This window comes from uncultured Litoreibacter sp., assembly GCF_947487515.1.
Taxonomy (GTDB): Bacteria; Pseudomonadota; Alphaproteobacteria; order Rhodobacterales; family Rhodobacteraceae; genus Litoreibacter.
This window is the reverse complement of sequence record NZ_CANKWO010000001.1, coordinates 251,305-277,219: the sequence shown is the minus strand read 5'-3', so window position 1 is coordinate 277,219 and position 25,915 is coordinate 251,305. Positions and strand designations below refer to the sequence as shown.

The 25,915-nt window shown below is 55.5% G+C and carries 20 protein-coding genes; 10 read left to right on the top strand and 10 right to left on the bottom strand.

Features of this window, described 5'->3' with window-relative positions; translation table 11 throughout:
• Positions 1–9 precede the first annotated feature (9 nt).
• Positions 10–2,538 (bottom strand): ATP-binding protein, encoded by a 2,529-nt coding sequence (locus Q0746_RS01335; RefSeq protein ID WP_298256437.1) that lies wholly within the window; start codon positions 2,536–2,538, stop codon positions 10–12.
• A gap of 42 nt (positions 2,539–2,580) precedes the next feature.
• Positions 2,581–3,075, bottom strand: a complete 495-nt coding sequence (locus Q0746_RS01330) for a molybdopterin-dependent oxidoreductase (RefSeq protein WP_298256435.1) — start codon at positions 3,073–3,075, stop codon at positions 2,581–2,583.
• Positions 3,076–3,233: 158 nt separating this feature from the next.
• Here Q0746_RS01330 and Q0746_RS01325 point away from each other — a divergent pair, with 158 nt between their 5' ends.
• From Q0746_RS01325 to Q0746_RS01315, 3 genes are all read left to right on the top strand, one after another.
• Positions 3,234–3,851 carry a response regulator transcription factor gene (locus Q0746_RS01325; protein WP_298256433.1) on the top strand — a complete coding sequence of 206 codons (618 nt, stop codon included), beginning with the start codon at positions 3,234–3,236 and terminating at the stop codon, positions 3,849–3,851.
• A gap of 356 nt (positions 3,852–4,207) precedes the next feature.
• Positions 4,208–5,455, top strand: coding sequence for an AraC family transcriptional regulator (locus tag Q0746_RS01320; protein WP_298256431.1), 1,248 nt, complete (start codon positions 4,208–4,210; stop codon positions 5,453–5,455).
• A 161-nt stretch (positions 5,456–5,616) separates the two neighbouring features.
• Positions 5,617–5,799 carry a hypothetical protein gene (locus Q0746_RS01315; RefSeq protein ID WP_298256429.1) on the top strand — a complete coding sequence of 61 codons (183 nt, stop codon included), beginning with the start codon at positions 5,617–5,619 and terminating at the stop codon, positions 5,797–5,799.
• 100 nt (positions 5,800–5,899) lie between these two features.
• Here Q0746_RS01315 and Q0746_RS01310 read toward each other — a convergent pair whose 3' ends face one another.
• The gene (locus Q0746_RS01310; protein ID WP_298256427.1) at positions 5,900–6,442 is read right to left on the bottom strand and encodes a YaiI/YqxD family protein; all 543 of its coding nucleotides are present in this window, start codon (positions 6,440–6,442) and stop codon (positions 5,900–5,902) included.
• Positions 6,443–6,467: 25 nt separating this feature from the next.
• On the opposite strand from Q0746_RS01310, the gene guaB reads away from it, so the two are divergent.
• The 3 genes from guaB (at position 6,468) to Q0746_RS01295 (ending at position 11,505) form a co-directional block, all read left to right on the top strand.
• Positions 6,468–7,916: an IMP dehydrogenase gene (gene guaB / locus Q0746_RS01305; RefSeq protein WP_298256425.1), complete on the top strand. Its 1,449-nt coding sequence runs from the start codon at positions 6,468–6,470 to the stop codon at positions 7,914–7,916.
• Entirely contained in the window at positions 7,917–9,098 is a 1,182-nt protein-coding gene (locus tag Q0746_RS01300; RefSeq protein WP_298256423.1) for an RsmB/NOP family class I SAM-dependent RNA methyltransferase, read from the top strand.
• An 85-nt stretch (positions 9,099–9,183) separates the two neighbouring features.
• Positions 9,184–11,505, top strand: a complete 2,322-nt coding sequence (locus Q0746_RS01295; RefSeq protein WP_298256422.1) for a PAS domain-containing sensor histidine kinase — start codon at positions 9,184–9,186, stop codon at positions 11,503–11,505.
• A gap of 8 nt (positions 11,506–11,513) precedes the next feature.
• On the opposite strand, the gene Q0746_RS01290 is transcribed toward Q0746_RS01295, so the two are convergent.
• The gene (locus Q0746_RS01290) at positions 11,514–12,128 is read right to left on the bottom strand and encodes a gamma-glutamyl kinase (protein WP_298256420.1); all 615 of its coding nucleotides are present in this window, start codon (positions 12,126–12,128) and stop codon (positions 11,514–11,516) included.
• A gap of 179 nt (positions 12,129–12,307) precedes the next feature.
• On the opposite strand from Q0746_RS01290, the gene recA reads away from it, so the two are divergent.
• From recA to Q0746_RS01275, 3 genes are all read left to right on the top strand, one after another.
• A complete protein-coding gene (gene recA, locus Q0746_RS01285) occupies positions 12,308–13,402 on the top strand; it encodes a recombinase RecA (protein WP_298256418.1) in 1,095 nt (364 codons plus the stop codon).
• Between the two features lie 147 nt (positions 13,403–13,549).
• Positions 13,550–16,198, top strand: coding sequence for an alanine--tRNA ligase (gene alaS, locus Q0746_RS01280; protein WP_298256416.1), 2,649 nt, complete (start codon positions 13,550–13,552; stop codon positions 16,196–16,198).
• The gene (locus Q0746_RS01275; RefSeq protein WP_298256414.1) at positions 16,199–16,489 is read left to right on the top strand and encodes a DUF1330 domain-containing protein; all 291 of its coding nucleotides are present in this window, start codon (positions 16,199–16,201) and stop codon (positions 16,487–16,489) included.
• A 56-nt stretch (positions 16,490–16,545) separates the two neighbouring features.
• Here Q0746_RS01275 and Q0746_RS01270 read toward each other — a convergent pair whose 3' ends face one another.
• Complete coding sequence (locus Q0746_RS01270) at positions 16,546–18,954, bottom strand: FAD-dependent oxidoreductase (RefSeq protein WP_298256412.1); 2,409 nt, start codon at positions 18,952–18,954, stop codon at positions 16,546–16,548.
• Positions 18,955–19,150: 196 nt separating this feature from the next.
• Here Q0746_RS01270 and Q0746_RS01265 point away from each other — a divergent pair, with 196 nt between their 5' ends.
• Positions 19,151–21,562, top strand: coding sequence for an FAD-dependent oxidoreductase (locus tag Q0746_RS01265; RefSeq protein ID WP_298256410.1), 2,412 nt, complete (start codon positions 19,151–19,153; stop codon positions 21,560–21,562).
• Positions 21,563–21,643: 81 nt separating this feature from the next.
• Here the strand turns inward: Q0746_RS01265 and Q0746_RS01260 are convergent, their stop codons facing one another.
• From Q0746_RS01260 to Q0746_RS01240, 5 genes are all read right to left on the bottom strand, one after another.
• The gene (locus tag Q0746_RS01260) at positions 21,644–22,948 is read right to left on the bottom strand and encodes a branched-chain amino acid ABC transporter permease (protein ID WP_298256408.1); all 1,305 of its coding nucleotides are present in this window, start codon (positions 22,946–22,948) and stop codon (positions 21,644–21,646) included.
• Complete coding sequence (locus Q0746_RS01255; RefSeq protein ID WP_298256406.1) at positions 22,945–23,955, bottom strand: branched-chain amino acid ABC transporter permease; 1,011 nt, start codon at positions 23,953–23,955, stop codon at positions 22,945–22,947. The genes Q0746_RS01260 and Q0746_RS01255 overlap by 4 nt, the downstream gene beginning before the upstream one ends.
• Entirely contained in the window at positions 23,955–24,254 is a 300-nt protein-coding gene (locus Q0746_RS01250; RefSeq protein WP_298256404.1) for a hypothetical protein, read from the bottom strand. Before Q0746_RS01250 ends, Q0746_RS01255 begins: the two co-directional genes overlap by 1 nt.
• Positions 24,255–24,321: 67 nt before the next feature.
• Positions 24,322–25,005 (bottom strand): ABC transporter ATP-binding protein, encoded by a 684-nt coding sequence (locus Q0746_RS01245; protein WP_298258013.1) that lies wholly within the window; start codon positions 25,003–25,005, stop codon positions 24,322–24,324.
• A gap of 86 nt (positions 25,006–25,091) precedes the next feature.
• A complete protein-coding gene (locus Q0746_RS01240) occupies positions 25,092–25,871 on the bottom strand; it encodes an ABC transporter ATP-binding protein (RefSeq protein WP_298256402.1) in 780 nt (259 codons plus the stop codon).
• Positions 25,872–25,915: the final 44 nt, after the last annotated feature.

The following is a 25,915-nucleotide window of genomic DNA, read 5'->3' as shown; positions in this document are numbered from 1 at the left end:
AATGGAGCGCTAGGGGATAGATCTTGCCAGCCTTTCGGCAAATCCGGCGCGCGCCGCTTTCGCCAATTCCTGAAGCGCTTCTATGCGCGCGGTGAGCATTGGGGCCTCTTCATGCTGCGCGGCCTGCTCCAACTCGGCCAATGGGGCTTCAAGTTCACGCAGGCCCAGCAGGGCCGCGGCGCCCTTCATTTTGTGCGATGCAGCGGCCAAAGAGCCGTCCTCGCCATCCCTTTGGGGTTCTTGGTCGCAAAACACGTCAAGTTCGTCAAAGAAGCGGGTCCCGATGTCATTGACCTTATCGTAGCCCAAAGCGTCGCCTAATTCGCGCAAGGCATCTGATGGTGCCGCTGTTTGTGGGCTCAAGGAGGAGGCGGGGGGTGTGGCCTCGGCCATGATATCGTGCAACATGCCCAAGCGGATTGGCTTGGTGTGAAAACTGTTCATTCCTGCTTGCTCTGCCGCGTCTCGAAATTCTTCCTGCCCATGGGCAGTAAGTCCGATGATGCGCGCCTGTGCATTCGGCCCGCCACCCGCGCGAAGCCTGCGGGTCGCTTCGATCCCGTCCATTTCAGGCATGCTGATATCCATAAAGATGATGTCGAATTTTTCGCCTTCGGCCTGCTTCAGGCCTTCGATCCCATCGACAGCCTGCTTGACCGAATGCCCCATGCCACCCAACATGTCCCCAAGCACTTTGCGGTTGATCGTATTGTCTTCGACAATCAGCACATTGCAACTTTTGGCGATCAGAGGGTCAGGAGAATGCGGTGTGCTGCTATTTTGCAGATGCGCCTCCTGCCGTTGCAGCGGGGCAGTCAACGTGAAGGTGGAGCCGACGCCAAGGTCGCTGACTAGATTGAGATCGCCCCCCATCTGACGCGCGATTTTCCGAGAGATTGACAGCCCAAGCCCGTCACCGCGCGTTTGACGCCCCTCGCCATGGGCAAGGGCCACAAAATCCTCAAACACTTGTTCTTGGTGCTCTGGGGCAATTCCCGCGCCCGTATCAGAGACAGCAAATTTTACCGATGACATGAGCGGCCCGTGAATGCCGCTTACGTCAAGGCGGATATGGCCGCTGTCAGTGAATTTTATCGCGTTGCCGATGAGGTTGGTCAATATTTGACGAAGGCGGCTACTATCCCCGAAGAACCCCAGTCGCATCGTGTTTTCAATATTCAGGGTCAGGCTCAACTGTTTTTCGCGCGCCAAGGGTTCCAGCACGTCAACGAGCGTTTCCATGACCTGCGGAAGATCGAAGTTTTGGGAGGTAAGTTGCAACGTGCCGGTTTCAATGCGCGTTATGTCGAGGGCCTCATTGGTTTGTTCCAAGAGAATTTCGCTCGATGCGGTGGCGATCTGAATATAGCGCTCCTGTTCGGGTGACAGGGATGTGGTTTTCATCAAATCCAGCACACCCAATATTCCGTTGAGGGGGGTGCGCATTTCGTGGCTCATCACGGTCAGGAATTGCGACTTGGCCTTATCTGTGCGTTCGGCCCTGTCGCGGGCGTCGATGAGTTTCTGCTCTATGATTTTGCGATCACTGATGTCGCGAATGTAGGCAATGAACTTGGGTCCATCATCGTCTTCGGTGGATGTAATGTTCAACTCTACGGGAAATTCTTCACCACTTTTGCGCAGGGCTGACAGCTCGACACGCCCCCCGTCAACGACCTGCGGGGTGCCGGTCTTCAGATAGCGCTTCATGCCGGTGATATGGGCGTCTCGAAGATGGTGCGGGATGAAGGTGCTTTCCATTGTTTGACCAATGATTTCATCGCTCGACCACCCAAATACGTTTTCCGCAGAGGCGTTGAAGCCAATAATGACACCTTGGTCATTGGCCGTGACAATCGCGTCCAGTGACGCAGAAACCGTTGAGGCAAGTTGTTTCGTGGACGTCAGAAGTTCGGCGTCTCGAAGTGCTGCGCGCCGCAATAACCTGTCCAGCAACACCATCAAGGCCCCCATCAGAACCAAAAGAGCAATGGCAATTCCACCGGTTCTGGCCAGTTGATTTGCGAAAACATTGCGCTGTCTCTCGGATTGTTTTGCGCTCAACGTCAGCCCCAGCAACGCGATCTTGCGAACGGTTGGGCGGATTTCTTGCACCTTGGTGTGCAGCATCTTCAGGTCTTGTTGCGTGATCGGGCCGAGTTGGTCCGAGATGGCGATGGCCTCTGCGGTGAACAGATCAACGGGGGCGATCAATGCGCGGGCTTCTTCGTTGCCGCCAAACACAAGACCTGCGCGACCCGAGTTGATGGTGTTCAACCGGCTGAGAGCTATGTCCAACCGCAGTCGCACCTCGTTATCCGACAGCTCAATTCCAGCCATGCGGTCGGAGAGGGTTGCATTCAGGTTGGCGAACTCTGCATCCAGCTGAGAAATGTTCCACTGGGTATTGTCACCCGCAGCGGTCGACAGATCGCGCAGTTGGGCCATAAGATTGGTGACCATCAGGCCCAACACCAAGATTAACAGGCCAAAGCCTGCCAATATGGAAATACGGTATTTGTTGAGTCCGGTTTTCATAGAGGCCTCCAATTTGAGGTCACTCTATGGAGCAAAGCTTACTCAATCTACGACCTTCAAGCGATTTAGCTGCCAAATACTACGGGAGTAGTTTGTCTCCGTGCTGTACTTGGGGTCTTTGTCATAGGGAAAAACAACCCAGTAGGGGCCTTTGTCACGCACAGACATGGCCTTGCCATTCATCCGTGTCGCAACGATTGGGGCGTCGTCCTCAAGATCTTTGACCGGCATTGCAATCGAATAGTCGTTCAAAGCCACCATCTCTACGGTGCTGCCAACCAGTCCAAGTTGGTCGAGCAGGGCCTTAAGCGGCACGCCCGTAAAGTGAATGTCGCCATCTGTCCAAATGGTGGTCGTTGTGAACTCGATCTGCTCCATCGCGTCCAAGGCATCGAGACTTAAATGTACGGCGTCATTGGGTGACGAGGTTGCCATTACCTGCAACCTCGCCACGCCCTGCCCAGTTGCGGGGGCAACCCAAAATGACAGCAGGGCTAGGAGCATGATCATAAGCTTTGAGTGATGTTTAGGGTGCATGATCAGTCTCCTGTTTCGACAGTATCTTTTTGTAGACGGAATTTTGACGAAGCGGTTGGGGGCATCGGCATAGTCACCTATACTAAAGTATAGACTCGCCTTTTTTTGATCATTTTTCCCAGTGTATTTTGGGACCAGACTTTGAAAGAGACCTGTAAATGCCGAATATACTTCTTGCTGACGATCATGATCTGGTCCGAGATACGATTGCCGCCTATCTGGAGACCGTTGAGGGCTTCAACGTATTGACCGCGGCAAACCTTGCCGACGCCATGGAGTTGATGCGCGGGCTGGATGCGATCGATTTGCTCATTCTGGATTACAACATGCCAGGGATGAACGGGCTTGAGGGGTTGATCCGCGCGCGTCGTGACCATCCCAAGTGCAAGATTGCATTGATGTCAGGTGTCGCGAACCGCGATGTCGCCACCAGCGCCATGTCCCAAGGCGCCAATGGCTTTATCCCCAAATCACTGACCGCGGCGTCTTTGGTCAACGCCATCAAATTCATCCTTGCAGGCGAGCGATACCTGCCTTTCGACTTCGGCACCGCAGAGCCGGAGGCCAAGACCGAGGGCGTGTTCTCTGACCTGTCTGCCCGCGAGTTGCAGACATTGGAACAACTGTGCATTGGTCTGTCCAACAAGGAAATTGCGCGCAACTTGGACATCAAAGAAGTGACCGTGAAGCTACATGTCAAAAACCTGCTGGCCAAACTTGGGGTGTCCAACCGAACGCAGGCGGCTTTGATGGCCAAGGAACGGCATCTGTTCTGACGCACCCCGAAGTTTAGGCCAGATCGGCGCAATCTGGCGAGCCATCCTATTATGTGCACGCCTGCACCCATGCATTGCCCCTGTCCGTCCCTGTAGGACGGGGCGACTTTACGTCTCCCACAAAGCAGCTTGGCCGCACTCAATACGGCGTTGAGTTTCTTTTGGCTAAACAGGGACATCCGATCAATGAGCCGACCTATTCTAACAGCGACAAGCTTGGCTGCGGATTTAACCCCATTGCGGCGATGGGACGTTGCGCGGACCATCACAATGGATTTCGCAAATCCATCCAAGAAAGAGGCCTGCGCAAGTGTTTGCACGCTGGTTTCCACATAAGGTTTGGGACACATTACGACATGGACCTTTTCATCATTGAAATGGCCGCAACGGCCACCATCGCTATCACAGTGTTCGGCATCGCATTTTGCTTGTTGCAGACGCGATACTGTCGGGTGAACAGAAGCCTTTCGGTGTTTCTTGCGGCCATCGCAGTCAACAATGTGCCTACGGCCTTAAACCGTTACTTCGAGGATGAGGGCAGTTTCTTTGTGCAGGTGGCTGAAGTCGTCCTTTGGTCACCAAGCAACCTGTGCCTTGCCCCGTTGTTTTGGCTCTATGTGTATACTTTGACGTCAAAGGCGCAGCGGCGCCCCGCGCGATTGTACCGGCATTTTGTTCTTCCTGCGTTGGCGATGCTCGTTGGGGTGGCCATAGCGGTTGGGCCGCAAGAGGTCAGGACCGCGCTTATACCGAATGACACGCTACCCACGTCAATTGGCGCGATTGTGTTGATTGCAGCCTTCGCGGTTTTGCAATTGTTGCTGTTTCCACAAATGGCAGTCTATCTGTTTTTGATCCTGCGCCGCCTGTTGCAGTACCGCCGTCTGTTGCGAGACGTCTATGCCAGCACCGAGGAACACGAATTGCGCTGGATTTATGCTATTGGCGGTTTTGGAGTGTTGTTCTGGGGGACCCATACCGCAATTTTGGTGCTGGCCTTTGAGGCGAGTGCGGCCACTGCTCCGCCTGCATTTAGCAATCTGGCCAGTCTCACGGGCCTTGCCTTGGTGGCGACGACGACGCTTTGGGGGGTGAGGCAGCGCCCCCCCTTGGTGCCGGTCCCAACCGACACGCCGCCGTCCGGAGGCGCAGACAGTCAGAAGGCAAAGAAAAATGCGGAGCAGGGGAAAGCAGAGAAATACGAGAAATCCGCGCTGAACAGCGAAACCGCCACAAGGCTTAGCCGCAAGTTGCGTGATGCCATGGAGACCGACCACTTGCACCGAGACCCCAATCTGTCGCTATGGGTTTTGGCCCGACATACAGGGGCGTCGCCAAATTACATTTCCCAGACGTTGAATGAAGTTATCGGTGAAAGTTTCTTTGATTTCGTAAATGGCTACCGCATCGCAGAGGCGAAGGCGCGTCTGTCCTCAACCAATGATACAATCCTCAACATTACCTATGATGTGGGCTTCAACGCGCGATCTTCTTTCTACAACGCCTTCAAGCGCGTCACTGGTCAAACCCCGTCCAGTTTTCGCAAGACGATGTCTTGCCCTGTTGGGATGGACGACAAAACAGCGAATCCGCGCGACATCTGATCGTGCCGTTGCTGATCTGGAGCCCCCGCAGGAAACCCCAAGCAACCCATCGAAGACTAGCAGCTATTGCGCGGATTTCGGGGGATGCCGGAGGTCGAAACGGGGCGTTCTGCATCACATTTTGCAATGGTCGGACAAGAAAACAACCTGAAAGAGACCCAATGAAACGATATCTATTTTTGGCAGCCTTTGGCCTAAGCGCATGCGAAACACCGGCTGAAATCTCCGCTCGTGAGCAGCTGGACGCCGCTTGCTTGGACGGGAACCTTCGTGCCTGCGCTGCCGTTCAAGACAGAGTTGCCGCAGAAAATCAGGCTTTGGCAACAACTGTTGCGGGCCTTTGATCCTGTCGGGATTTGGGGGCTGAAACTGCCACTCTGTCGGGCCGACATCTGGTGACGCAGATTGCGGGATCACATTTGGCACGGAGCAAGAGGGGGAAGGCTAATGCCCCTCTCGCTTTAGCCTTTGAAGTTCGCGATCCAAGGCGTTGAGAAAATGCGATCGATCCTTGTTGGAAAAGGGGGCAGGGCCGGACGTTTGCTCTAACCCTGCACGCAAATCTGCCATGATCGCCCGTGTGGCGATTGCACCGCCGATGTTAGAGGAATTAAACGGCTTTCCGGTTGGCGCCAGCACCGTGGCCCCCACTTCGATGCAGCGCCCCGCGAGCAAAATATCTGCCGTTATCACCACGCTAGATGGGGTTGCCGTCTCGGCGATCCAGTCGTCTGCAGCGTCAAAACCGTCAGATACGACCTGCATCGAGATCAGCGGATGGTTCGGTGTGCGCAGATAGCTGTTGGCGACCAAAGTAACGGGGGTGTTCAGGCGGTAGGCGACCTTGAAGACCTCCTCCTTCACGGGGCAGGCGTCTGCGTCGACGAGGATATTGGGCATAAATGGTGCTCCGAATGCGTTTGAGACGCTTTGCCACAAAATCCACCCTTTCGCATCTGCGAAATCCATGAAATAGGAAACTGCCAAACGAACCTTCCCCAAGGAGTACCCCATGGAGATTCGCGAGGCCCTTACCTTTGACGATGTTTTGCTTGTTCCAGGCGCATCCAACGTGCTGCCGTCCACGGCTGATACGCGCACAATTGTAACCAAATCTATAGCCATGAATATCCCGCTGCTGTCGTCCGCGATGGACACAGTGACCGAAGCCCGTATGGCGATTGCCATGTCGCAAGCTGGCGGCATCGGAGTAATCCACAGAAACTTGGACGTGGAAGAGCAGGCCCGTCAGGTGCGCCGTGTGAAGCGGTTTGAAAGCGGGATTGTTTATAACCCGATCACACTGACTGCCGATCAGACTTTGGCCGACGCCAAGGCACTGCAAGAGCGCTACAAAGTATCAGGGTTTCCAGTGGTCGATGGTTCTGGCCGCGTGCTCGGGATTGTAACCAACCGCGACATGCGTTTCGCCAATGATGACAAAACCCCTGTCTCGGCGATGATGACCAACGACAATTTGGCCATGCTGCGTGAGCCTGCCGATCTGAGCGAGGCGAAATCGCTGATGGAAGCCCGCCGCATTGAAAAGCTGCTGGTTGTGGATGGGGAAGGCAAGCTGACCGGTTTGCTGACCATCAAGGATCTGGAGCAAGCGGTATTGAACCCGCATGCCTGTAAAGATGATTTGGGCCGGTTGCGGGTGGCTGCAGCGACCACCGTGGGGGATGCCGGATTCGAGCGCTCCGAGGCGCTGATCGATGCTGGTGTTGATCTGGTGGTGATTGATACGGCGCATGGTCACTCCGAAGGGGTGGCGGTTGCGGTGGAGCGTGTCAAAAAGCTGTCGTCCAATGTGCAGGTGATCGCCGGTAATGTGGCCACCGCAGAGGCGACACGAGCGTTGATTGGGGCAGGTGCCGATGGGGTAAAGGTTGGCATCGGTCCGGGATCGATTTGCACCACGCGCATGGTTGCGGGGGTTGGCGTCCCTCAGCTGACCGCGATTATGGATTGCGCATCTGGTGCGGGCGACGTGCCGATCATTGCGGATGGTGGCATCAAGTTTTCCGGTGACTTCGCCAAGGCGATTGCCGCGGGCGCCAGCTGTGCCATGGTTGGGTCGATGATTGCCGGAACAGACGAATCCCCCGGAGAAGTTATTTTGTATCAAGGCCGTAGCTTCAAAAGCTACCGTGGCATGGGTTCGCTTGGCGCGATGGCGCAAGGCTCTGCGGATCGCTACTTTCAAAAGGATGCGGCCTCGGACAAATTGGTGCCTGAGGGGATTGAAGGTCAGGTGCCCTACAAAGGCTCTGCCAATGCTGTGATCCACCAGATGGTCGGCGGTCTGCGTGCCTCCATGGGGTACACCGGTGCGGCAACCATTCCGGAGATGCACAAACGGGCGAAATTCGTGCGGATCACCGGCGCGGGCTTGAAGGAAAGCCATGTGCATGACGTGCAGATCACCCGCGAGTCCCCGAACTACCGGATCGGCTAGATGACCCCTGCAGCACGCCTGTCGGCGGCGATTGAGGTTCTTGACATATATTTGTCCGGAACCGCCGCCGAGAAGGCTTTAACGAATTGGGCGCGTCGCTCTCGGTTTGCGGGGTCCAAGGATCGTGCAGCGGTGCGTGACATCGTGTTCGAATGCCTGCGCAAGCGCGGAAAATTCTCGCGGTTGGGACTGACAGGGCGCGGCTTGGTTGTGTGTTACAGCGCGGACACCGTTGAGAACCCCGAGGAGCTGAAGGCGTTATTCTCGGGGGAAGGTCACGCGCCTGCAGGGCTCACGAAAGACGAGCATTCGGCCCTTGAGCAAGGCGAAAATGCCACCTCGGACGAGATGCTGTTCAACATGCCAGATTGGCTAAGCGCTGAATTGAAAGCGTCACTCGGTGACGATGCCATCGCGGTTGCCCAAAGCTTGTCGGATCGGGCGGGGGTGTTTGTGCGTGTGAACACCACGAAGGGCTCCGTTGATGCGGCTCTGTCTTCATTGGCAAAGGACGGAATTGTGGCCCGTCGCCATGACCTGTCGAAGAACGCACTACAACTCATTGAAAATCCACGGAAGTTATCCGGCAGTGCGGCCTATTTATCTGGTCTGGTCGAATTGCAGGATGTGGCCTCTCAAGCCCTTTGCGCGAAGCTTCCTTCAGCCAAGCGAATGTTGGACTACTGCGCGGGAGGGGGTGGCAAAGTGTTGGCCTATGGCGATCAGAATGACGCCTTGTTGTTTGCGCATGATGCCAATCCAAAGCGCCTACAAGATTTAGGCCCGCGGGCGAAACGGGCGGGGGTAAAAGTCTCTATTCTCAGCTCGAAAGCCTGCCGGCAGGCGGCCCCGTTTGACTTGGTCTTATGTGATGTTCCGTGTTCAGGCAGCGGCGCGTGGCGGCGTTCTCCGGAGGGGAAGTGGTCCTTATCGGAATCCGCCTATGAGCGGCTCTTGGGCGTACAACAGGACATTTTGCGCGAGGCCGCGGGATTGGTGGCTGTTGGCGGAACGCTGGCCTTTGCCACCTGTTCGGTGTTCACCCGCGAAAATGAAGAACAAATTGCTAAGTTTTGCGCTGAAAATGACGGCTGGACTCGTGCATTTGATCACCGGTTTTCACCGCTTGAGGGCGGGGACGGGTTCTATTTAGCTTACTTGACGCAAGATTCGCGGGGTTGAATACTCCACGATGTCCATCCGTTAAGCGCAAGTTAATGCTTTTCGAGAGATGGTTGTCGGGAGTGATTCTTGTAGGAGTGAATCTGTGAGCCAACTGGTGGATGCGACGGGGGGTGAAGATCGCAAGATCGGAAAGATTTCTAGTGTCGCCTCACGTTTGGGTTTGCCTTTGGCTTGTTTGGCGATCGCGGTGGTGGCCTCGCTGATTTTCAGTGATGTCAGGGTTATTGGGTTAACCGCGATTGTTTGCGCCTTGGTCGCCGTCGTGTCCTTGCTGCCGAAGTCCGGCAGCAGCGACGCGAAGCTTGGGAGCGTATCACTTGAAGATATGATGGAGCATGACGAATGGGCGGTGTTTGTTACCGATCCGTCGGGCACGGTTTTGTCGCAGAATATGGCTGCAAGAAAGCTGCTGCCTGAACAAAAGGGCGATGCCTTTGAGGCCGTTTTGGGACAAATTACCACCAACGCCAGCGCAACAATGTTTCGACTACAAGCCAAAGCTCAGAAAATTGGGGCTGCGCATGAGGATATCGTTACGAGAAGCGGCAATTTTCACATCGCAACCCACCGTGTTGGCAATTCCGACAATCTGATTTGGCGACTGCATAACTCGCAAATGGAAAGCCAAAATGCAGGGCATGCAGCCGATAGACTGTCCTTGCCGATGTTTACAATTGGCGGGTCTGGGTCAGTTCTGTTCATGAATGACGCTATGCGAAAACTGGTCGGAGGCCGAGCCAAGTCACTTGATGTGATTTTCGTCGATCCACCCAAGCATTCCGGTGAAGCCGTTGTGTTGAGTGGGCAGGATGGCCCGATTGATGTCATGGCGATCATTGTCGATGGCGCTTTGGGGCGTACCGAGTACTTTCTCGCTCCGGTCACCAAGTCGGCAAAGGCAGATGCAACTATGGCGCAATTGGAGGACTTTCCGATTGCTTTGCTTGAACTGGATGCGGCGGGGCGGATTTCAGATTCCAACCGCATCGCACGCTCTCTTCTAGGATTGGAAGAACAACCCGCCGAAACCATGAGTGATGTTATCGAGGGATTGGGGCGCCCGATTTCGGATTGGTTGTCGGATGCCCTTGAAGGGAAGGGGCTTCATCGCCCAGAGGTTCTAAAATGTAGACGCGGCCCTGACGAAATGTATGTGCAAGTCACGCTCGGTAGGGTGATCAATGATGGCGTGGTTTCTTTGATCGTTTTGATTAATGATGCAACAGAGTTGAAATCTCTTGAGAAGCAATTCGTCCAAAGTCAGAAAATGCAAGCAATCGGCCAGCTCGCGGGCGGGGTCGCGCATGATTTCAATAACCTTCTTACGGCGATTTCAGGGCATTGCGACCTGTTGATGTTGCGCCATGACCCGGGCGACAATGATTTCTCTGACCTTGAGCAAATTAACCAGAACGCCAATCGCGCGGCCTCTCTTGTTGGGCAACTGTTGGCGTTTTCCCGGAAGCAAAACCTCCAACTGGAGGTGTTGGATATACGCGATACGCTGTCTGACCTGACCCACTTGCTTAACCGCCTTGTGGGTGCGCAGATTTCTTTATCATTGTCGCATGATCCCAATTTGATGTCCGTGCGCGCTGATCGCAGGCAATTGGAACAAGTCCTCATGAACTTGGTTGTGAACGCGCGTGACGCACTTGGAGGGCAGGGCACGATTGAGATTGAAACAAGAAATGCCAGCTTGGCTTCGGAGCTGCGGCGGGACAGAGCTGTTGTTCCTGCAGGTGACTATGTCATTGTGAAAGTTAGCGATACGGGAAGTGGCATATCTCCGGACAAGTTACATAAAATCTTCGAGCCGTTCTACACGACAAAGAAAACCGGAGACGGCACAGGATTGGGGCTGTCCACGGCCTATGGCATCATCAAACAATCTGGCGGCTTTATATTTGCCGACAGCGAGTTAGGTGAGGGAACCGAATTTACCATCTACTTCCCCACACACGACAAGCCAGTTGAGCCGGCAAAGACACAGGCCGACACGCTATCGGTTTTGTCAGAATCCGGTCCGGGAGATGGGGTTGTTCTTCTTGTTGAAGATGAAGCACCCGTACGGGCCTTCGCCAGTCGCGCATTGCAATATCGCGGATTTCAGGTGGTCGAAGCCGACTGCGGTGAAGCGGCATTGGATATTATCAATGACGACACTGTGGAAATAGACATTGTGTTGACGGATGTCATCATGCCCGGAATGGACGGTCCAACCTGGATCACCGAAGCCCGTAAAAATCATCCAAAACTGCGTGTGGTGTTCATGTCAGGATACGCTGACGGGAGTACGGTTGAGGAACAGCTGACTATCCCTGAATCTGTCTTCCTGCCAAAGCCATTTTCTTTGGATGAGCTGACTTCAACAGTGCGACGGCATCTGAGCGCCGCCGCGTAGAGTTCTTCTTACGAAATGGAAAGCGGACCATCTTGTAGCGCTTTGTAAATTTCAAAGTCCAGCGCATAGATACGGTGAAATTCCTGCTCCAATTCTTTGGACAGGTTGATTTCTCTCTTAGGGGATTCATTTACGGGCTTCAGTGAAATACTACAGTTTAGTCGCCTCTCTAGAAATCCTGTGGCAATGGGTAGATCCTCATAGGAAAACAAGTGGTTTACCAACAGGTTGCCGCCATTGTCCGTCACAAATCGAGCCTGACTACCGACGTTTGCATAGGGAGGTTGGTTTGGCTTGAGGTAGGATTCGACAAAGCTGTCAAAGCTTACCCCTTCGGTGCTGTTTACATGGCCAGACAATGCAGGGCGCTGGCGATACCTGTACCAACTTCCAAGCCATTCCACCGGCTCGCGCATCACGGCCATGGTTTCGATTGGCGGATAGTCTTTGTGGTCAAATAACTTGCGATATTTGCTTTCGAATCTACGGGCATTCGTATGTTTGATTCCTGGGGGATCGCGAAAAATTGCTGATGCTTTGGAGCCCAAAGCTCGTTCCAGCGCAGATGTTCCGGTCTTTGGCACAGCCAGAAAAGCCAAACGTTCACGGTAGAAAATCATCATTTTGAGTCTGCTTGCCTGTTTTTACTGGGTTTTAAACTACTCTTTAACCGTAGCGCAGCGAAAGTACCTAAAAGTTTTACTTGATATGTTCTCATTTTGTACCCATACAAATGGGAACAAGTGGCGAACACAAGCAATCATTGCCGCAGTTAAGGCGGTGTGAAATAAGGGACGAAATCATGGCAACAGCAGAACTCCTTAAAATGACATCTAAAGATCAAAGCAATAAGCAAAAGGCGCTGGATTCAGCCTTGGCACAAATCGAGCGCCAGTTTGGCAAAGGCTCTATTATGAAGCTGGGGGGAGAGAATGCTATTCAGGAAATCGAGGCAACATCCACCGGTTCTCTTGGGTTGGATATCGCGCTCGGCATAGGCGGCCTTCCAAAGGGGCGGATTGTAGAAATCTACGGCCCAGAGTCGTCAGGTAAAACAACATTGACGTTGCACTGTGTCGCCGAAGAACAAAAGAAGGGCGGAGTGTGCGCCTTCGTCGATGCGGAACATGCGCTGGACCCGCAATACGCCAAGAAATTGGGCGTCGACCTGGATGAATTGCTGATCTCTCAGCCGGACACGGGCGAACAAGCGCTGGAGATTGTGGACACATTGGTGCGTTCCGGTGCCGTGAGCATGGTTGTTGTCGACTCGGTTGCGGCACTTACTCCGAAGTCCGAGCTTGAAGGCGACATGGGGGACAGCTCGGTTGGTGTTCATGCGCGTTTGATGAGCCAAGCGATGCGTAAGCTTACCAGCTCTATTGCGCGCTCCAACTGCATGGTGATTTTCATTAACCAAATTCGGATGAAAATCGGCGTTATGTTTGGAAGCCCAGAGACAACAACTGGCGGCAATGCGTTGAAATTCTACTCATCCGTTCGGTTGGACATTCGCCGCATTGGCGCGTTGAAAGATCGCGATGAAATTGTTGGAAACCTGACCCGTGTGAAGGTGGTGAAGAACAAAGTCGCGCCACCATTCAAGCAGGTTGAATTCGACATCATGTATGGCGAAGGCATTTCCAAGATGGGTGAACTTCTTGATCTGGGTGTCAAAGCCGGTGTGGTTGAGAAATCAGGGTCGTGGTATAGTTATGGCGACGACCGGATCGGCCAAGGTCGCGAGAATGCCAAGGCGTTCCTGAAGGAAAATGGCCAAATTGCTTTGGATATCGAAGACAAGGTGCGTGCGGCTCATGGTCTTGAGTTCGATATGCCTGAAGTCGAGAAAACAGCGGCAGCTAAGGATGAAGCTGAAGGGTTGATCGAAGACTGATCCTCGGACGGTTCATGTTTGAAAATTCGGTGAAGGGCGGCTTTCGGGTCGCCCTTTTCTGTTTATGGGCCTCAATTCGACGGGGATGGCTTTACCTGCAGAGCGTGGGGCGATATTTGCTGGTACAAACAACGCAAAGTGATCCTGATGCCAAGCCTGAATGATATCCGCTCGACCTTCCTTCATTACTTCGAAAGGCAGGGGCACTCTGTGCAGCCATCGAGCCCTTTGGTTCCGCGAAACGACCCGACGTTGATGTTTGCGAACTCTGGGATGGTGCAGTTTAAGAACCTGTTTACCGGTGTAGAAACCCGCGACTACCAGCGGGCAACAACGGCGCAGAAATGTGTGCGCGCCGGTGGCAAGCACAATGATCTGGACAATGTCGGCTATACCGCACGCCACCATACATTTTTCGAGATGTTGGGTAACTTTAGCTTTGGAGACTACTTCAAGGATGAGGCGATCGCCTTCGCGTGGGAGTTGATCACCAAGGATTTTGGCATCGACAAAGACCGGCTATGGGTCACCGTCTATCACACGGATGACGAAGCTTTCGAAATCTGGAAGAAGCTTGGAGTTCCAGAAGACCGCATTGTCCGCATCTCAACCTCAGACAATTTTTGGCAAATGGGGCCGACCGGCCCATGTGGCCCGTGCACAGAAATTTTCTATGACCACGGTGAGCACATCTGGGGCGGCCCTCCTGGCAGCCCAGACGAAGACGGTGACCGGTTTATCGAAATCTGGAACATCGTTTTCATGCAGAACGAACAGTTCGAAGATGGCTCCATGCGGGCGTTGGACATGCAAAGCATTGACACGGGCATGGGGCTGGAACGCATCGCGGCCTTGTTGCAAGGCAGTCACGACAACTATGACACCGACCTGTTTAAGGCGCTGATCGAAGCCTCGGCCAATGCGACATCCTCGGACCCGTATGGCGAACAGAATGTGCATCACCGCGTCATTGCAGACCACTTGCGCTCGACGTCATTCCTGATTGCGGATGGGGTCATGCCTTCGAATGACGGGCGCGGATATGTGTTGCGCCGGATTATGCGTCGCGCCATGCGCCATGCGCATTTGCTGGGGGCAAAAGACCCGGTAATGCATCAACTTGTGCCGTCGTTGATTGGCCAGATGGGGGCTGCCTATCCAGAGTTGGGCCATGCACAGGCGATGATCGAGGAAACCCTCCGTGCCGAGGAAACACGTTTCAAACAAACATTGGAGCGCGGCTTGCGCTTGTTGGATGATGAAGTTGGCGGACTTCCCGAAGGGGCGGATTTGTCCGGATCTGCTGCCTTCAAACTCTATGACACCTACGGTTTCCCGTTGGATTTGACCCAAGACGCCCTGCGCGAAAAGGGGCGGGGGGTTGATGTCGACGGCTTCACCGAAGCCATGGCAGAACAGAAAGCCAAAGCGCGCGCAGCTTGGTCAGGTTCGGGAGAGGCGGCGGATAGCACCATCTGGTTTGACATCGCCGACACCCATGGGACGACTGACTTCTTGGGATATGACACGGAAATCGCCGAAGGGCAGTTGTTGGCTATTTTGAAAGACGGCGCGAAAGTGGACGTCGCAAACGCCGGTGAAACTGTACAGTTGGTGTTCAACCAATCGCCATTTTATGCAGAAAGTGGCGGGCAAATTGGCGATCGCGGCACAATCAAAACGGAAACCGCGTTGGGGCAGGTCACCGATACGCGAAAAGCGGCGGGGGTCTTCATCCATTTTGTTGACATGGCTGAGGGGGAGCTGCGCGTTGGCGCCGGTGCCGAACTGCTTGTTGACCATGCGCGCCGTGGTGCAATTCGTGCCAATCACTCTGCGACGCATTTGCTTCATGAAGCTTTGCGCGATGCCTTGGGGGATCATGTGGCGCAGCGTGGATCGCTGAACGCGGATGACCGTTTGCGATTTGATTTTAGCCACAACAAAGCGTTGTCGGCTGACGAATTGCTCAAGGTAGAAGCAGATGTGAACCGCTTCATCCGTCAAAACAGCCCCGTTGAGACGCGGATCATGACGCCTGATGACGCACGCGAAATTGGGGCGCAGGCCTTGTTCGGTGAGAAATACGGCGACGAGGTGCGTGTGGTCTCTATGGGGCGCGAAGACACGGGCAAAGGGGCTGACGGGCACACTTACTCGATCGAATTATGTGGCGGCACGCATGTGAAACAAACCGGTGACATTGGTATGTTCACCTTGCTGGGCGACAGCGCGTCCAGCTCTGGTGTGCGCCGGATTGAGGCTCTGACGGGGCAGGCGGCATTGCAGCACCTGCGGTCTCAGGATGCGCATCTCACCGAGGCCGCTGCTCTTTTGAAAGCGTCCGGCGAAGATGTTCCGGCGCGTGTGAAGGCCTTGCTTGAGGAGCGCAAAGCACTGAGCAATGAAGTCGCCCAATTGCGCCGCGACCTCGCGATGAGCGGTGGCGCGGCTGAAACCGCTGACGAGCAAGTCGGCGGCAAGGCCTTCTTTGCACAGGTTTTGTCTGGGGTGTCGGGCAAGGAATTGCCCGCGTTGATCGATGAGCACAAAGCCCGCATGGGATCGGGGGTCGTTGTGTTGATCGCAGATGCGGATGGCAAGGCAGCCGTCGCCGCTGGGGTCACTGATGATTTGGTCGAGACAGTTTCTGCTGTTGATTTGGTGCGCGCGGCGGTGGCAGAGTTGGGGGGCAAAGGCGGTGGTGGCCGTCCAGCTATGGCGCAAGGCGGCGGAGCCAGCGCCGAGAACTCTGATGCAGCAATAAATGCGGCGAAAGCCGTCTTAGGAGGATAAATGCCAACAGCTTTGTGGATCGCCCATGTGAAGGTGACCGACCCTGACCGCTATGCCAAATATGCGGCAGGTGCGACGGTTGCCATTGCAGATCATAAGGGTGTGTTTTTGGCGCGAAACGGTGCTTATGAGCAGCTAGAGGGAAATGATCGTGCCCGCAATGTAGTGGCGCGATTCCCGTCTTTGAAAGCGGCGCATGACTGTTATTATTCAGATGCTTATCAAGCGGCGTTAAAGCATGCGGAAGGTGCCGCAGAGCGCGACCTAGTGATCGTGGAAGAGGCCGAATAGGCGCCTACAGACCAAAGGCCGCGGGCCCGCGGAACATCTCCACGGGCCAAATTGTGCTAACCGCGCATCCGTTTTCCATCTGCGTCGAAAGGCGGCGTGGTGATTAATGTGGCGGGGCGCATTTCGCCCAAGATTTCGATCTCGACACTCAATCCCTCTTTGGCATAGCTGCGGGGGATCAATGCCATGGCAATTGAGACCCCAGAGTGATGCGCGAAGCCGCCGGATGTGCAAAACCCTTGAACCGTACCGTCGATGAACACCGGTTCATAGGCCACGACATCGGCATCCTGCGCATCAACTTCAAATGCGCAAAGCTGGCGTTCGGGGGGAGTTTCACGCTCGGCCTCCGCGACGCTGCGCCCTATAAAATCGGTGGATTTTTTGAAGCTGATGAAGCGATTCATACCGGTCTCGGCGGCGGTGTAATCGGCTGAATATTCCGACAGCCATGACCCGAAGAACTTGTCCAACCGCAAGGACATCATTGCGCGCATCCCAAAAGGGGTCAGGCCCTTTGGCTGCCCAGCGCTCCAAAGTGTGTCCCACAGCTGGCGTTGATCCATCGTAGAGCAGTAAATCTCATAGCCCAGATCACCAGTGTAGCTGACGCGCTGCACGCGACAGGCCACTTGACCCACAGTCATCTCCCGCGCATCCAGAAACTGCATTGCTGCCACGTCATCACGGGTACAGGCTTGTAGAATTTCGCGAGACAGGGGGCCGGCAATCTGGAATCCGGTGAGCCTATCGGAGATGTTTTCGACCAAGACACCATCCTTTGCGTTCTGTTCGAACCAACGCTGATGATAGGATTGCGACCCATAGGAGGCCGTTAGGTAGAACTCTGTCTCCGAGGCACATGCGACGGTGAAATCCCCGATCAGCCGCCCCTTGTGGGACAGCATCGGCGAGAGGGACAGACGCCCTGCCAAAGGGATGCGTCCTGCCATGATCCGGTCGAGCCACGCGCGGGCTTCTTTACCGCTGACGCGGAATTTGCCGAAGTTTTGCACCTCGTTTATGCCTGCCTTGCTGCGCACGGCCGCGACCTCTCGGGCGACGGCATCAAATGCATCGGACCGGCGAAAGCTTGGTGTCTCAACCTTGGGCTCATTGCCTTGGGCGAAGTAATTTGCGACCTCCAACCCGAACTGCTGCCCCCAGACCGCGCCCATGTCTGAAAAGATGTCGTACATCGGCGTGGTGCGGTGAGGACGGGCGGCTGGCAGCTCTTCGTTGGGATAGGAGACCGAGAAGCGGCGTTGGTAGTTCTCGATCACCTTCGGGCGGGTGTAGCCAGGGGTGATCCAGTCGCCAAAGCGTGAAACATCCATTGCGAAAGTGTCGCGCTCGGTCTCCCCCTCGATCATCCATTGCGCCAGCATCAAGCCGACGCCGCCCCCTTGTGAAAACCCTGCCATCACCCCGCAAGCTGACCAGTAGTTGCGCAAACCTGGAACGGGGCCAACCAGCGGGTTGCCATCGGGGGCAAAGGTGAACGGTCCGTGGACGACGGTTTTGACGCCAGCACGTTCCAACACGGGGAAGCGTTTGAAGGCAAAACTGATACTGTCTTCAATCTTGTCAAAATCGTTGGGAAGCAATTCATGCCCGAAGTCCCAGGGGGTGCCATCGATGGCCCAAGGCCGGCAGCGCTGCTCGTAGAAGCCGATGCACAAACCGCGCCCCTCTTGGCGCAGATAGCTTTCGCCTGCGGGGTCCATGACATGGGGGTGCTCGCTGTCGCGCTCATAGATTTCTGCGGTGTCCTCGGTGACCAGATACTGGTGCTCCATCGGGTGCAAAGGGAGATAGACGCCCGCCATTGCCCCAACTTCGCGCGCCCAAAGACCCGCGGCGTTGACCAGATGTTCGGCGTGGATGGTACCCTTGTTGGTGACGACATCCCAAGAGCCGTCTGGGCGCTGCGTCGTGGCCTCTACCTTCACATGGGTTTCAATGGTGGCACCGGCCATGCGCGCGGCTTTGGCGTAGGCATGTGTGGTTCCAGATGGATCAAGATGGCCGTCCAATGGGTCATACAAGCCGCCCAAGATGCCATCAATATTGGTGATAGGCGCGATTTTCGCGATTTCTTCGGGTGACACGATCTCTGTTTCGAGCCCCATGTATCGATGCTTGGCGCGCTCCGCGACCAACATGTCGAAGCGTTCTTTGTTGTCCGCCAAGGTCACGCCTCCGACGTGGTGCAAGCCGCAAGACATTCCGGTGATCTCTTCCAACTCGCGATAGAGCTTGATGGTGTAGCCCTGCAACGCGGCCATATTTGTATCGCCGTTCAAGGTGTGAAACCCACCTGCCGCATGCCATGTGGACCCAGACGTCAGCTCCGAGCGCTCTAGCAACATCACATCAGACCATCCCAGTTTCGTCAGGTGATAGAGGACGGAACATCCAACAACGCCGCCGCCTATGACGGCTACTTTGGTCGTGCTGTGCATGGGCATCTCCTTGGTTGCCCCTTGATCCTGAGGCTTGGGTACAGCGTGAACAACGTCAATTCCGACCTAATATGTCGCTGCTGGTCCATTCGGCTGGGGGTGGCAGCTTCTGGCCTGAAAATGTCGCGAATGGTCGGGACGTGGTCGCAAAGCCTGTCACCCTAGGGCGTATCACTGAATGTACAAAGGGTCTCCCATGCGCACAAACTATCAAGCGGTCGTAATCGGGGGCGGGGTCATTGGGTGCTCGATCCTGTATCACCTGACGAAACTGGGGTGGACGGATGTGGCATTGCTGGAGCGCGACGAGTTAACTTCGGGATCCACGTGGCATGCGGCGGCAAACATCCACGGGCTGCATGACAATAACAACATCACCCGCATTCAGAACTACACGATGGATTTGTACAACGCACTGGAAGCCGAAACGGGGCAATCTTGCGGTGTTTTTCAACCCGGATCACTGTATCTCGCGCAAACAGAAGCCCGTGAGCATCAACTGCGTTTGCAAGCGGCCAAAGCCAAATACTACGGCCTGAATTTCTATGAGGTGGACCGCGCACAGGCAGAGAAGTTGCACCCGTTGGTCGACTACGACGGCATTCGCTGCATTATGTATGAACCCTCTGGCGGCAATGTTGACCCCTCTGGCGTGACGAATGCCTACGCGACAGGCGCGCGCAACAACGGGGCAGACATTCATCGTTTCACGCCGGTAACTGCAACCGACCAGCAGTCCGACGGCACATGGGTGGTGAAGACCCCCAGAGGCGACATCGTGACACGGGTGGTCGTCAACGCGGCGGGCCTATGGGGGCGTGAGGTGGCCGCCCTTGCGGGGATAGAGCTGCCGCTACAGCCGACCGAGCACCAGTATTTTGTGACCGAAACCATTCCAGAGGTCGCGGCCCTGCCGGAACGCTTGCCATCAGTTGCCGACCGAGACGGCGAATATTATCTGCGCCAAGAAGGTCAGGGGTTGCTGGTGGGCGCCTATGAAAAGGACGTGCGGCTTTGGGCCGAAAGCGGCACGCCGCAGGGCTTCGGTCACGAATTGTTCGCAGACGATTTGGAACGCATTGAGGACAACATGTTGCGCGCGATTGATCGGGTGCCGGTGATCGGCACCGCAGGGATCAAGCGGGTCATCAATGGTCCAATGATCTGGACACCCGACGCCAACGCATTGTTCGGCCCCGTGCCCGAACTGAAAGGGTATTTCTGCTGCAACGGCATCATTCCGGGCTTTTCTCAATCAGGGGGACTGGGGGCTCTGACGGCTGAATGGATCGTCACCGGCGAGCCGCATCTGGACATGTTTCCGTGGGATATGGCGCGGTTTGGCACTTGGGCGGATAGGGCCTTCACCAAAGCCAAAGTGCGCGATCAATACGCCAACCGTTTCTCGATCCATTTCCCCAATGAGGAACGCGCGGCAGGGCGCCCTTTGCGCAGGCGTCCCGTCTATGAGAAGCAACAACAGATGGGGGCGGTCTTCGGGTTGAACTCCGGCTGGGAGCATCCTTTGTGGTTTGCGCAGGAGGTTGGGGTCGCCGATACCAATGGCTTCACGCGGCAAAACTGGTTTGCCCCTGTTGGCGATGAATGCCGTAGGCTGCGTGAACGGGCGGGCATTATCGATATCTCCAATTTCGCGAAATACAGCGTCAAAGGGCAGGGGGCGGCGGACTGGTTGAATACGATCTTCGCCAATAGGATGCCTACGCTCACAGGGAGGTCCTGCCTGACGCCGCTGATCGGAGTGCGCGGAGGGATTGCAGGGGATTTCACCGTGACCAAGCTGGATGACGAAGACTTCCTCGTCATCGGCTCAGGTATGGCAGAACGCTATCATCTGCGGTTTTTCAACATGGTTGAGCGGCCCGCCGCGGTTTCCTTTAGATCGATGTCGGACGCCATATGCGGCTTTAACGTCGCGGGGCCAAGCAGCCGCGCCCTGCTGGAGCGCCTGACCAACGCATCACTGGCCACCAAGGATTTCGCCTTCATGCGGTCGCGCAGGATCACCGTTGCGGGGGTGGAGGTTGTGGCGGTGCGGGTGTCCTTTACCGGTGATTTGGGCTGGGAATTGCACTGCGCAGCCGAAGACCAACATCGTTTGTATGCGGCACTGATCGAGACGGGAAAAGAGTTTGGCGCAGGGCCGGTCGGCGCGCGGGCGTTGATGTCGCTTCGCATTGAAAAGGGATATGGCAGCTGGTCGCGGGAATACAGTCCGGAGAACTGGCCACAGGAAGTGGGGCTCGACGGGTTGATCAAGATGGACAAGGAGTTCTTGCACAAGGACGCCTATGCCGCGTTGAGGGGGAACACCCCCCGCGAGAGACTGAGTATCATAGAGGTCTTGGAGGTGGATCAGGCAGATGCGACCGGCGGCGAGCCGATCTTTTGGCCGGACGGGACCCCTGCGGGGCGCGTCAGCTCTGGCGCCTATGGCTACACGGTTGGAAAATCCTTGGCGATGGGGTTTTTGAACAGGGTCGAGGCGGGGGCAGAGGTCGACGTCATGATCCTAGGCCGTCCGCATCGTGGCGTGGTTCTGGCCGAGCCGCCGTTTGATCCCATGGGGCATCGATTGCGCAGCTAGCAACGGAATGCGCATAGCATGGTCCGCCAAATGTAGATCGCCGACGCCCGTCAAAGGCGTCGGCTGAGGGTGTGCTCGCGCCTAGCGTTCAGGGATTAACCCGCGCGGGCTGAAGCGCAGCACCAGAAGCAAAACCACTCCCATCGTCAGCAACCGCATATGTGCCGCACTTTCAATCAGGTGGTCTTTCAACCAATACCCATCTGACATTCCCGCAGTGATGAGGGTCATGAATGCAAGGCCAATTGGCTCGACCTGAACCCATAAGATCCAAATGAGGAAGCCCCCCAAGACAGAGCCGAAGTTGTTGCCAGAGCCGCCCACAATCACCATCACCCAAATCAGGAAGGTGTAGCGCAGCGGCTGATAGCTGGTTGGGGTCAACTGACCATCCAAGGTCGTCATCATCGCCCCTGCAATGCCGCAGATCGCAGAGCCAAGAATGAAGATTTGCAAATGACGTTTGGTGACATCCTTGCCCATGGCCTCGGCTGCGACCTCATTGTCGCGAATGGCGCGCATCATGCGCCCCCAGGGTGAATTCAGGGCCATTTGGGACAGCCACAGCAAGACAAGCAAAACGATGGTAAAGAACACCGCATAGCCAAGTTTGACATATAGCGTCGAGGCCGTTGCTGGGTCCAAGCCGAATTTGGCGGCGTTTTCAACGAAGGTGGCGCTGCTTTGCAAATCCACCTCGCGCGGCACGCCAATGGGACGGGGCAAACCGACCACATTTTTCACGCCGCGTGACAGCCATTCTTCGTTCTTCATGACCGAAATGATGATCTCGGCAATTCCGAGTGTCGCGATGGCCAGATAATCTGACCGCAACCCAAGCGCCGTTTTACCAATGACCCAAGCCGCACCAGCAGCCAGTAGACCGCCGACGGGCCAAGCCAGCAGCACAGGCAACCCAAGGCCTCCGAGGTAGCCGGTGGAGGCGGGATTGACGGCTTCAATCGCCTCTACGCCGCCATCAAAGACATAGCGGAACAAGAAGAACCCGCCGATCAGAATGGCCAACATAGAAAGGGTGCGGGTGCCCCCTTTAGGAAGCCGCTGAAAGGTCATGATTGCGGCAAGTATGGTGCCCGCCCCAAGGAGCAAACCGGCCAGAACGCGGAAGCCGCCTTGGCTCCATTCTTCGCCATTCGCGGGCATTGAGGTGATGACCGCAGCCAAACCACCAAGCGCCACAAAGCCCATAATGCCGACGTTGAACAACCCCGCGAGGCCCCATTGCAAGTTAACCCCTAAGGCCAAGATGGCCGATATCAACCCCATGTTCAGGATGACAAGCGCCGTGTTCCAAGATTGGAAAAACCCTGTGAGCAGGATTAACAGGCCAACGAATAAAAACAGAAGTGCGTCGCGGCGGGTCATACGGATTGTCCTTTGAACAGGCCTGTCGGCTTAAAGAGCAGCACGATGATCAGGATCGAGAAGGAGACGGCAAACTTGTAATCGGTGCTCATGAGCTGGGCGAGGCCGTCGGGGGCCAGCGCCTCTGGCAGCAGATAGTTCGCCACTTTCTTAAAGGCATAGGTGATCGTTACCTCCGAGAAGGCGATAACGAAGCCACCCGCGATCGCCCCCAGCGGATTGCCAAGCCCGCCAACGATGGCGGCTGCAAAAATTGGAAGCAACAGTTGGAAATAGGTGAAAGGTTTGAATGACTTATCCAGCCCGTAAAGGGTGCCTGCCACCGTCGCCAGCGCGGCCACAATGAGCCATGTATACAGAACCACCCGTTCCGGATTAATGCCCGACAGAAGCGCCAGATCTTCATTGTCGGAATAGGCGCGCATGGATTTTCCTGTGCGGGTCCGGTTGAGGAACCAAAACAGAATGGCGACCACAATCACCGCTGTCACGACCGTTAGACCTTGGCTGGTTTTGATCGCCAAGCCTTCCTTCAAGCCAGTCATAGCCTTGAATTCGCGCGCCGAGATCAAGAAACGTTCGCCATCGACAAAGCGCTGATCGCCTGGCCCGATGATAAAGCGCGTCAACCCGTTCATGATGAACATCACTCCGAGCGACACCATGACCATAACAACCGGTTTCACCTTCTTTTGTCGGTAAAACTGATACACCACCTTGTCGGTGCCAATCAGCAATAGGCCGGTTAAGGCTATGCCAAAGGGCAGGGCCAGCAGCGCTGTCGGCAAGGGGCCAAACGTGATGCCTGCACTTTGGAAGCCCCATGTGATGAGGATCACAAACATCGTGCCAATCGCCATCGTGTCGCCATGGGCGAAATTCGAAAAGCGCAGGATGCCGTAGATTAAGGTTACCCCAAGCGCACCGAGTGCAAGTTGGGCACCGTAGGCCATGCCAGGAACGATGACGAAATTTGCGAGGGCCACAATGGCATTCAAAAAGTCCATTAGTTTTCCCCTTTGCAGGTGCCGAGGTAGTTTACCATCATAGGCCCCTCGTAAATGTGGGTTGTGTAGCGGGTCGCCCCGCCAGATGCGCGGCTGATCAGGTGAAACGCGTCGTCGGTCACACCAACGTAGATGCGAACGGCTTCACTGCCACCGATGCTTGTGGGAATGGTCTGGGCGTCCGTTACGATCGCGGTTTTTCCGTCCGCGTCCTCAATGGAGAGATCAAATGCGGTCTCGGAACAGGCTTCAGCCTCATAGCATTCGGTCGTGAAGCTGCATTGCACAGTTTCAGCCATACTTGGTGCCGTCAAAAATGACAGGAGCGCGCAGAGGGCGATAGGAGGGGTAACACTAAATTTCACATCAACCTCCCAAAAAGCTTTTGCGGACATCGGGGTCATTCAAAAGCGCCTGACCAGTGTCGGTGAACCGGTTGGCCCCTTGCACCAGAACATATCCTTTGTCTGCAATTTCAAGTGCTTGTCGGGCATTTTGTTCCACCATCAGGATGGAAATGCCAGTGCGCGCCACCTCAATGATCCGGTCGAATAGTTCGTCCATCACAATGGGCGAGACGCCTGCGGTCGGTTCATCCAGCATCAAAACCTTTGGCTGGGTCATCAACGCGCGCCCCACGGCCACCTGTTGGCGTTGGCCTCCGGAGAGTTCACCCGCCGCTTGGTTGCGCTTTTCCTTCAGGATCGGGAACAGGTCGTAGATCTGTTCAATCGTGCCTTGAAGATCATCGCGACGCAGAAAACCGCCCATCTCGAGGTTTTCCTCAACCGACATAGAGGTGAAGATGTTCGATGTCTGCGGCACAAAGGCCATCCCCTTCGCCACGCGGGCTTGCGGGGTGAGGGCGGTGATGTCCTCACCGTCCAATCGCACGGCACCTTTACGGACATTTAACATGCCAAAAACCGCTTTCATGGCCGTAGATTTGCCCGCGCCATTGGGTCCGACGATGACGGCGATTTCGCCTTCGTTCACCGCGATAGTGCAATCGTGCAGGATGTCGGGCCCTTGGCCATAGCCGCCGGACATGGCGTCACCGATGAGGTAGGGCTCACTCTTTGTGCCACCGACAGCCTGTGTCGGCTGTTGGCTGTGCGCATCATAGTTGTCATTGCTCATGCGGAGGCCACCTTGTTCTTCAATCCAGTGCCCAGATAGGCCTCGATCACATGTTCATTGGCTTTGATCTCATCCAACGTGCCTTCGGCCAACACACGGCCTTCCGCCATGCAAATCACCGGATCACAAAGACGCCCGATGAAATCCATATCGTGTTCAATCACCACGAAGGTGTAGCCGCGTTCTTGGTTCAAACGGATGATCGCGTCGCCAATGGTGTTGAGAAGGGTGCGGTTCACGCCGGCACCTACCTCGTCCAAGAACACGATCTTGGCGTCGACCATCATCGTGCGGCCCAGCTCCAGCAGCTTCTTTTGCCCGCCAGAGATGTTGCCAGCTTTCTCCTCTTTGATGTGATCTATCGTCAGAAACTCCAGCACCTCATCGGCCTTGGCCGCCAGCGCCCGTTCCTCGTCGGCAATTCGTTTGCGCCCGAACCACGTGTTCCACAGGGTTTCGCCTGCTTGGTTTCCCGGAACCATCATCAGGTTTTCCCGCAGGGTCATCGACGAAAACTCATGCGCAATTTGGAACGTCCGCAAAAGGCCCTTGGTGAAGAGTTCATGCGGAGGCAGGCCCGTGATGTCTTCGCCGTCCATGAGAACCGTACCAGAGGTAGGTTTAAGAACACCCGCTATGACATTGAAAAGTGTGGTTTTACCTGCGCCGTTTGGCCCGATCAATCCGGTGATCGACCCTTTTTCGATGCTCAGGGTTGAACCATCAACCGCGTGAAAGCCACCAAAATGCTTATGGAGGTCGTGAACTTCGATCATTTTACGTATCCCTTTGTAAAAGCAGCCCGAGGTGCTGAAACCAC

Bases quoted from the DNA above. Each gene is read 5' to 3' on its own strand.
- Q0746_RS01335 (WP_298256437.1), bottom strand. From the start codon at position 2,538: ATGAAAACCGGACTCAACAAATACCGTATTTCCATATTGGCAGGCTTT.
- Q0746_RS01330 (WP_298256435.1), bottom strand. From the start codon at position 3,075: ATGCACCCTAAACATCACTCAAAGCTTATGATCATGCTCCTAGCCCTG.
- Q0746_RS01325 (WP_298256433.1), top strand. From the start codon at position 3,234: ATGCCGAATATACTTCTTGCTGACGATCATGATCTGGTCCGAGATACG.
- Q0746_RS01320 (WP_298256431.1), top strand. From the start codon at position 4,208: ATGGACCTTTTCATCATTGAAATGGCCGCAACGGCCACCATCGCTATC.
- Q0746_RS01315 (WP_298256429.1), top strand. From the start codon at position 5,617: ATGAAACGATATCTATTTTTGGCAGCCTTTGGCCTAAGCGCATGCGAA.
- guaB (WP_298256425.1), top strand. From the start codon at position 6,468: ATGGAGATTCGCGAGGCCCTTACCTTTGACGATGTTTTGCTTGTTCCA.
- Q0746_RS01300 (WP_298256423.1), top strand. From the start codon at position 7,917: ATGACCCCTGCAGCACGCCTGTCGGCGGCGATTGAGGTTCTTGACATA.
- Q0746_RS01290 (WP_298256420.1), bottom strand. From the start codon at position 12,128: ATGATGATTTTCTACCGTGAACGTTTGGCTTTTCTGGCTGTGCCAAAG.
- recA (WP_298256418.1), top strand. From the start codon at position 12,308: ATGGCAACAGCAGAACTCCTTAAAATGACATCTAAAGATCAAAGCAAT.
- alaS (WP_298256416.1), top strand. From the start codon at position 13,550: ATGCCAAGCCTGAATGATATCCGCTCGACCTTCCTTCATTACTTCGAA.
- Q0746_RS01275 (WP_298256414.1), top strand. From the start codon at position 16,199: ATGCCAACAGCTTTGTGGATCGCCCATGTGAAGGTGACCGACCCTGAC.
- Q0746_RS01270 (WP_298256412.1), bottom strand. From the start codon at position 18,954: ATGCACAGCACGACCAAAGTAGCCGTCATAGGCGGCGGCGTTGTTGGA.
- Q0746_RS01265 (WP_298256410.1), top strand. From the start codon at position 19,151: ATGCGCACAAACTATCAAGCGGTCGTAATCGGGGGCGGGGTCATTGGG.
- Q0746_RS01260 (WP_298256408.1), bottom strand. From the start codon at position 22,948: ATGACCCGCCGCGACGCACTTCTGTTTTTATTCGTTGGCCTGTTAATC.
- Q0746_RS01255 (WP_298256406.1), bottom strand. From the start codon at position 23,955: ATGGACTTTTTGAATGCCATTGTGGCCCTCGCAAATTTCGTCATCGTT.
- Q0746_RS01250 (WP_298256404.1), bottom strand. From the start codon at position 24,254: ATGGCTGAAACTGTGCAATGCAGCTTCACGACCGAATGCTATGAGGCT.
- Q0746_RS01245 (WP_298258013.1), bottom strand. From the start codon at position 25,005: ATGTCCGGCGGCTATGGCCAAGGGCCCGACATCCTGCACGATTGCACT.
- Q0746_RS01240 (WP_298256402.1), bottom strand. From the start codon at position 25,871: ATGATCGAAGTTCACGACCTCCATAAGCATTTTGGTGGCTTTCACGCG.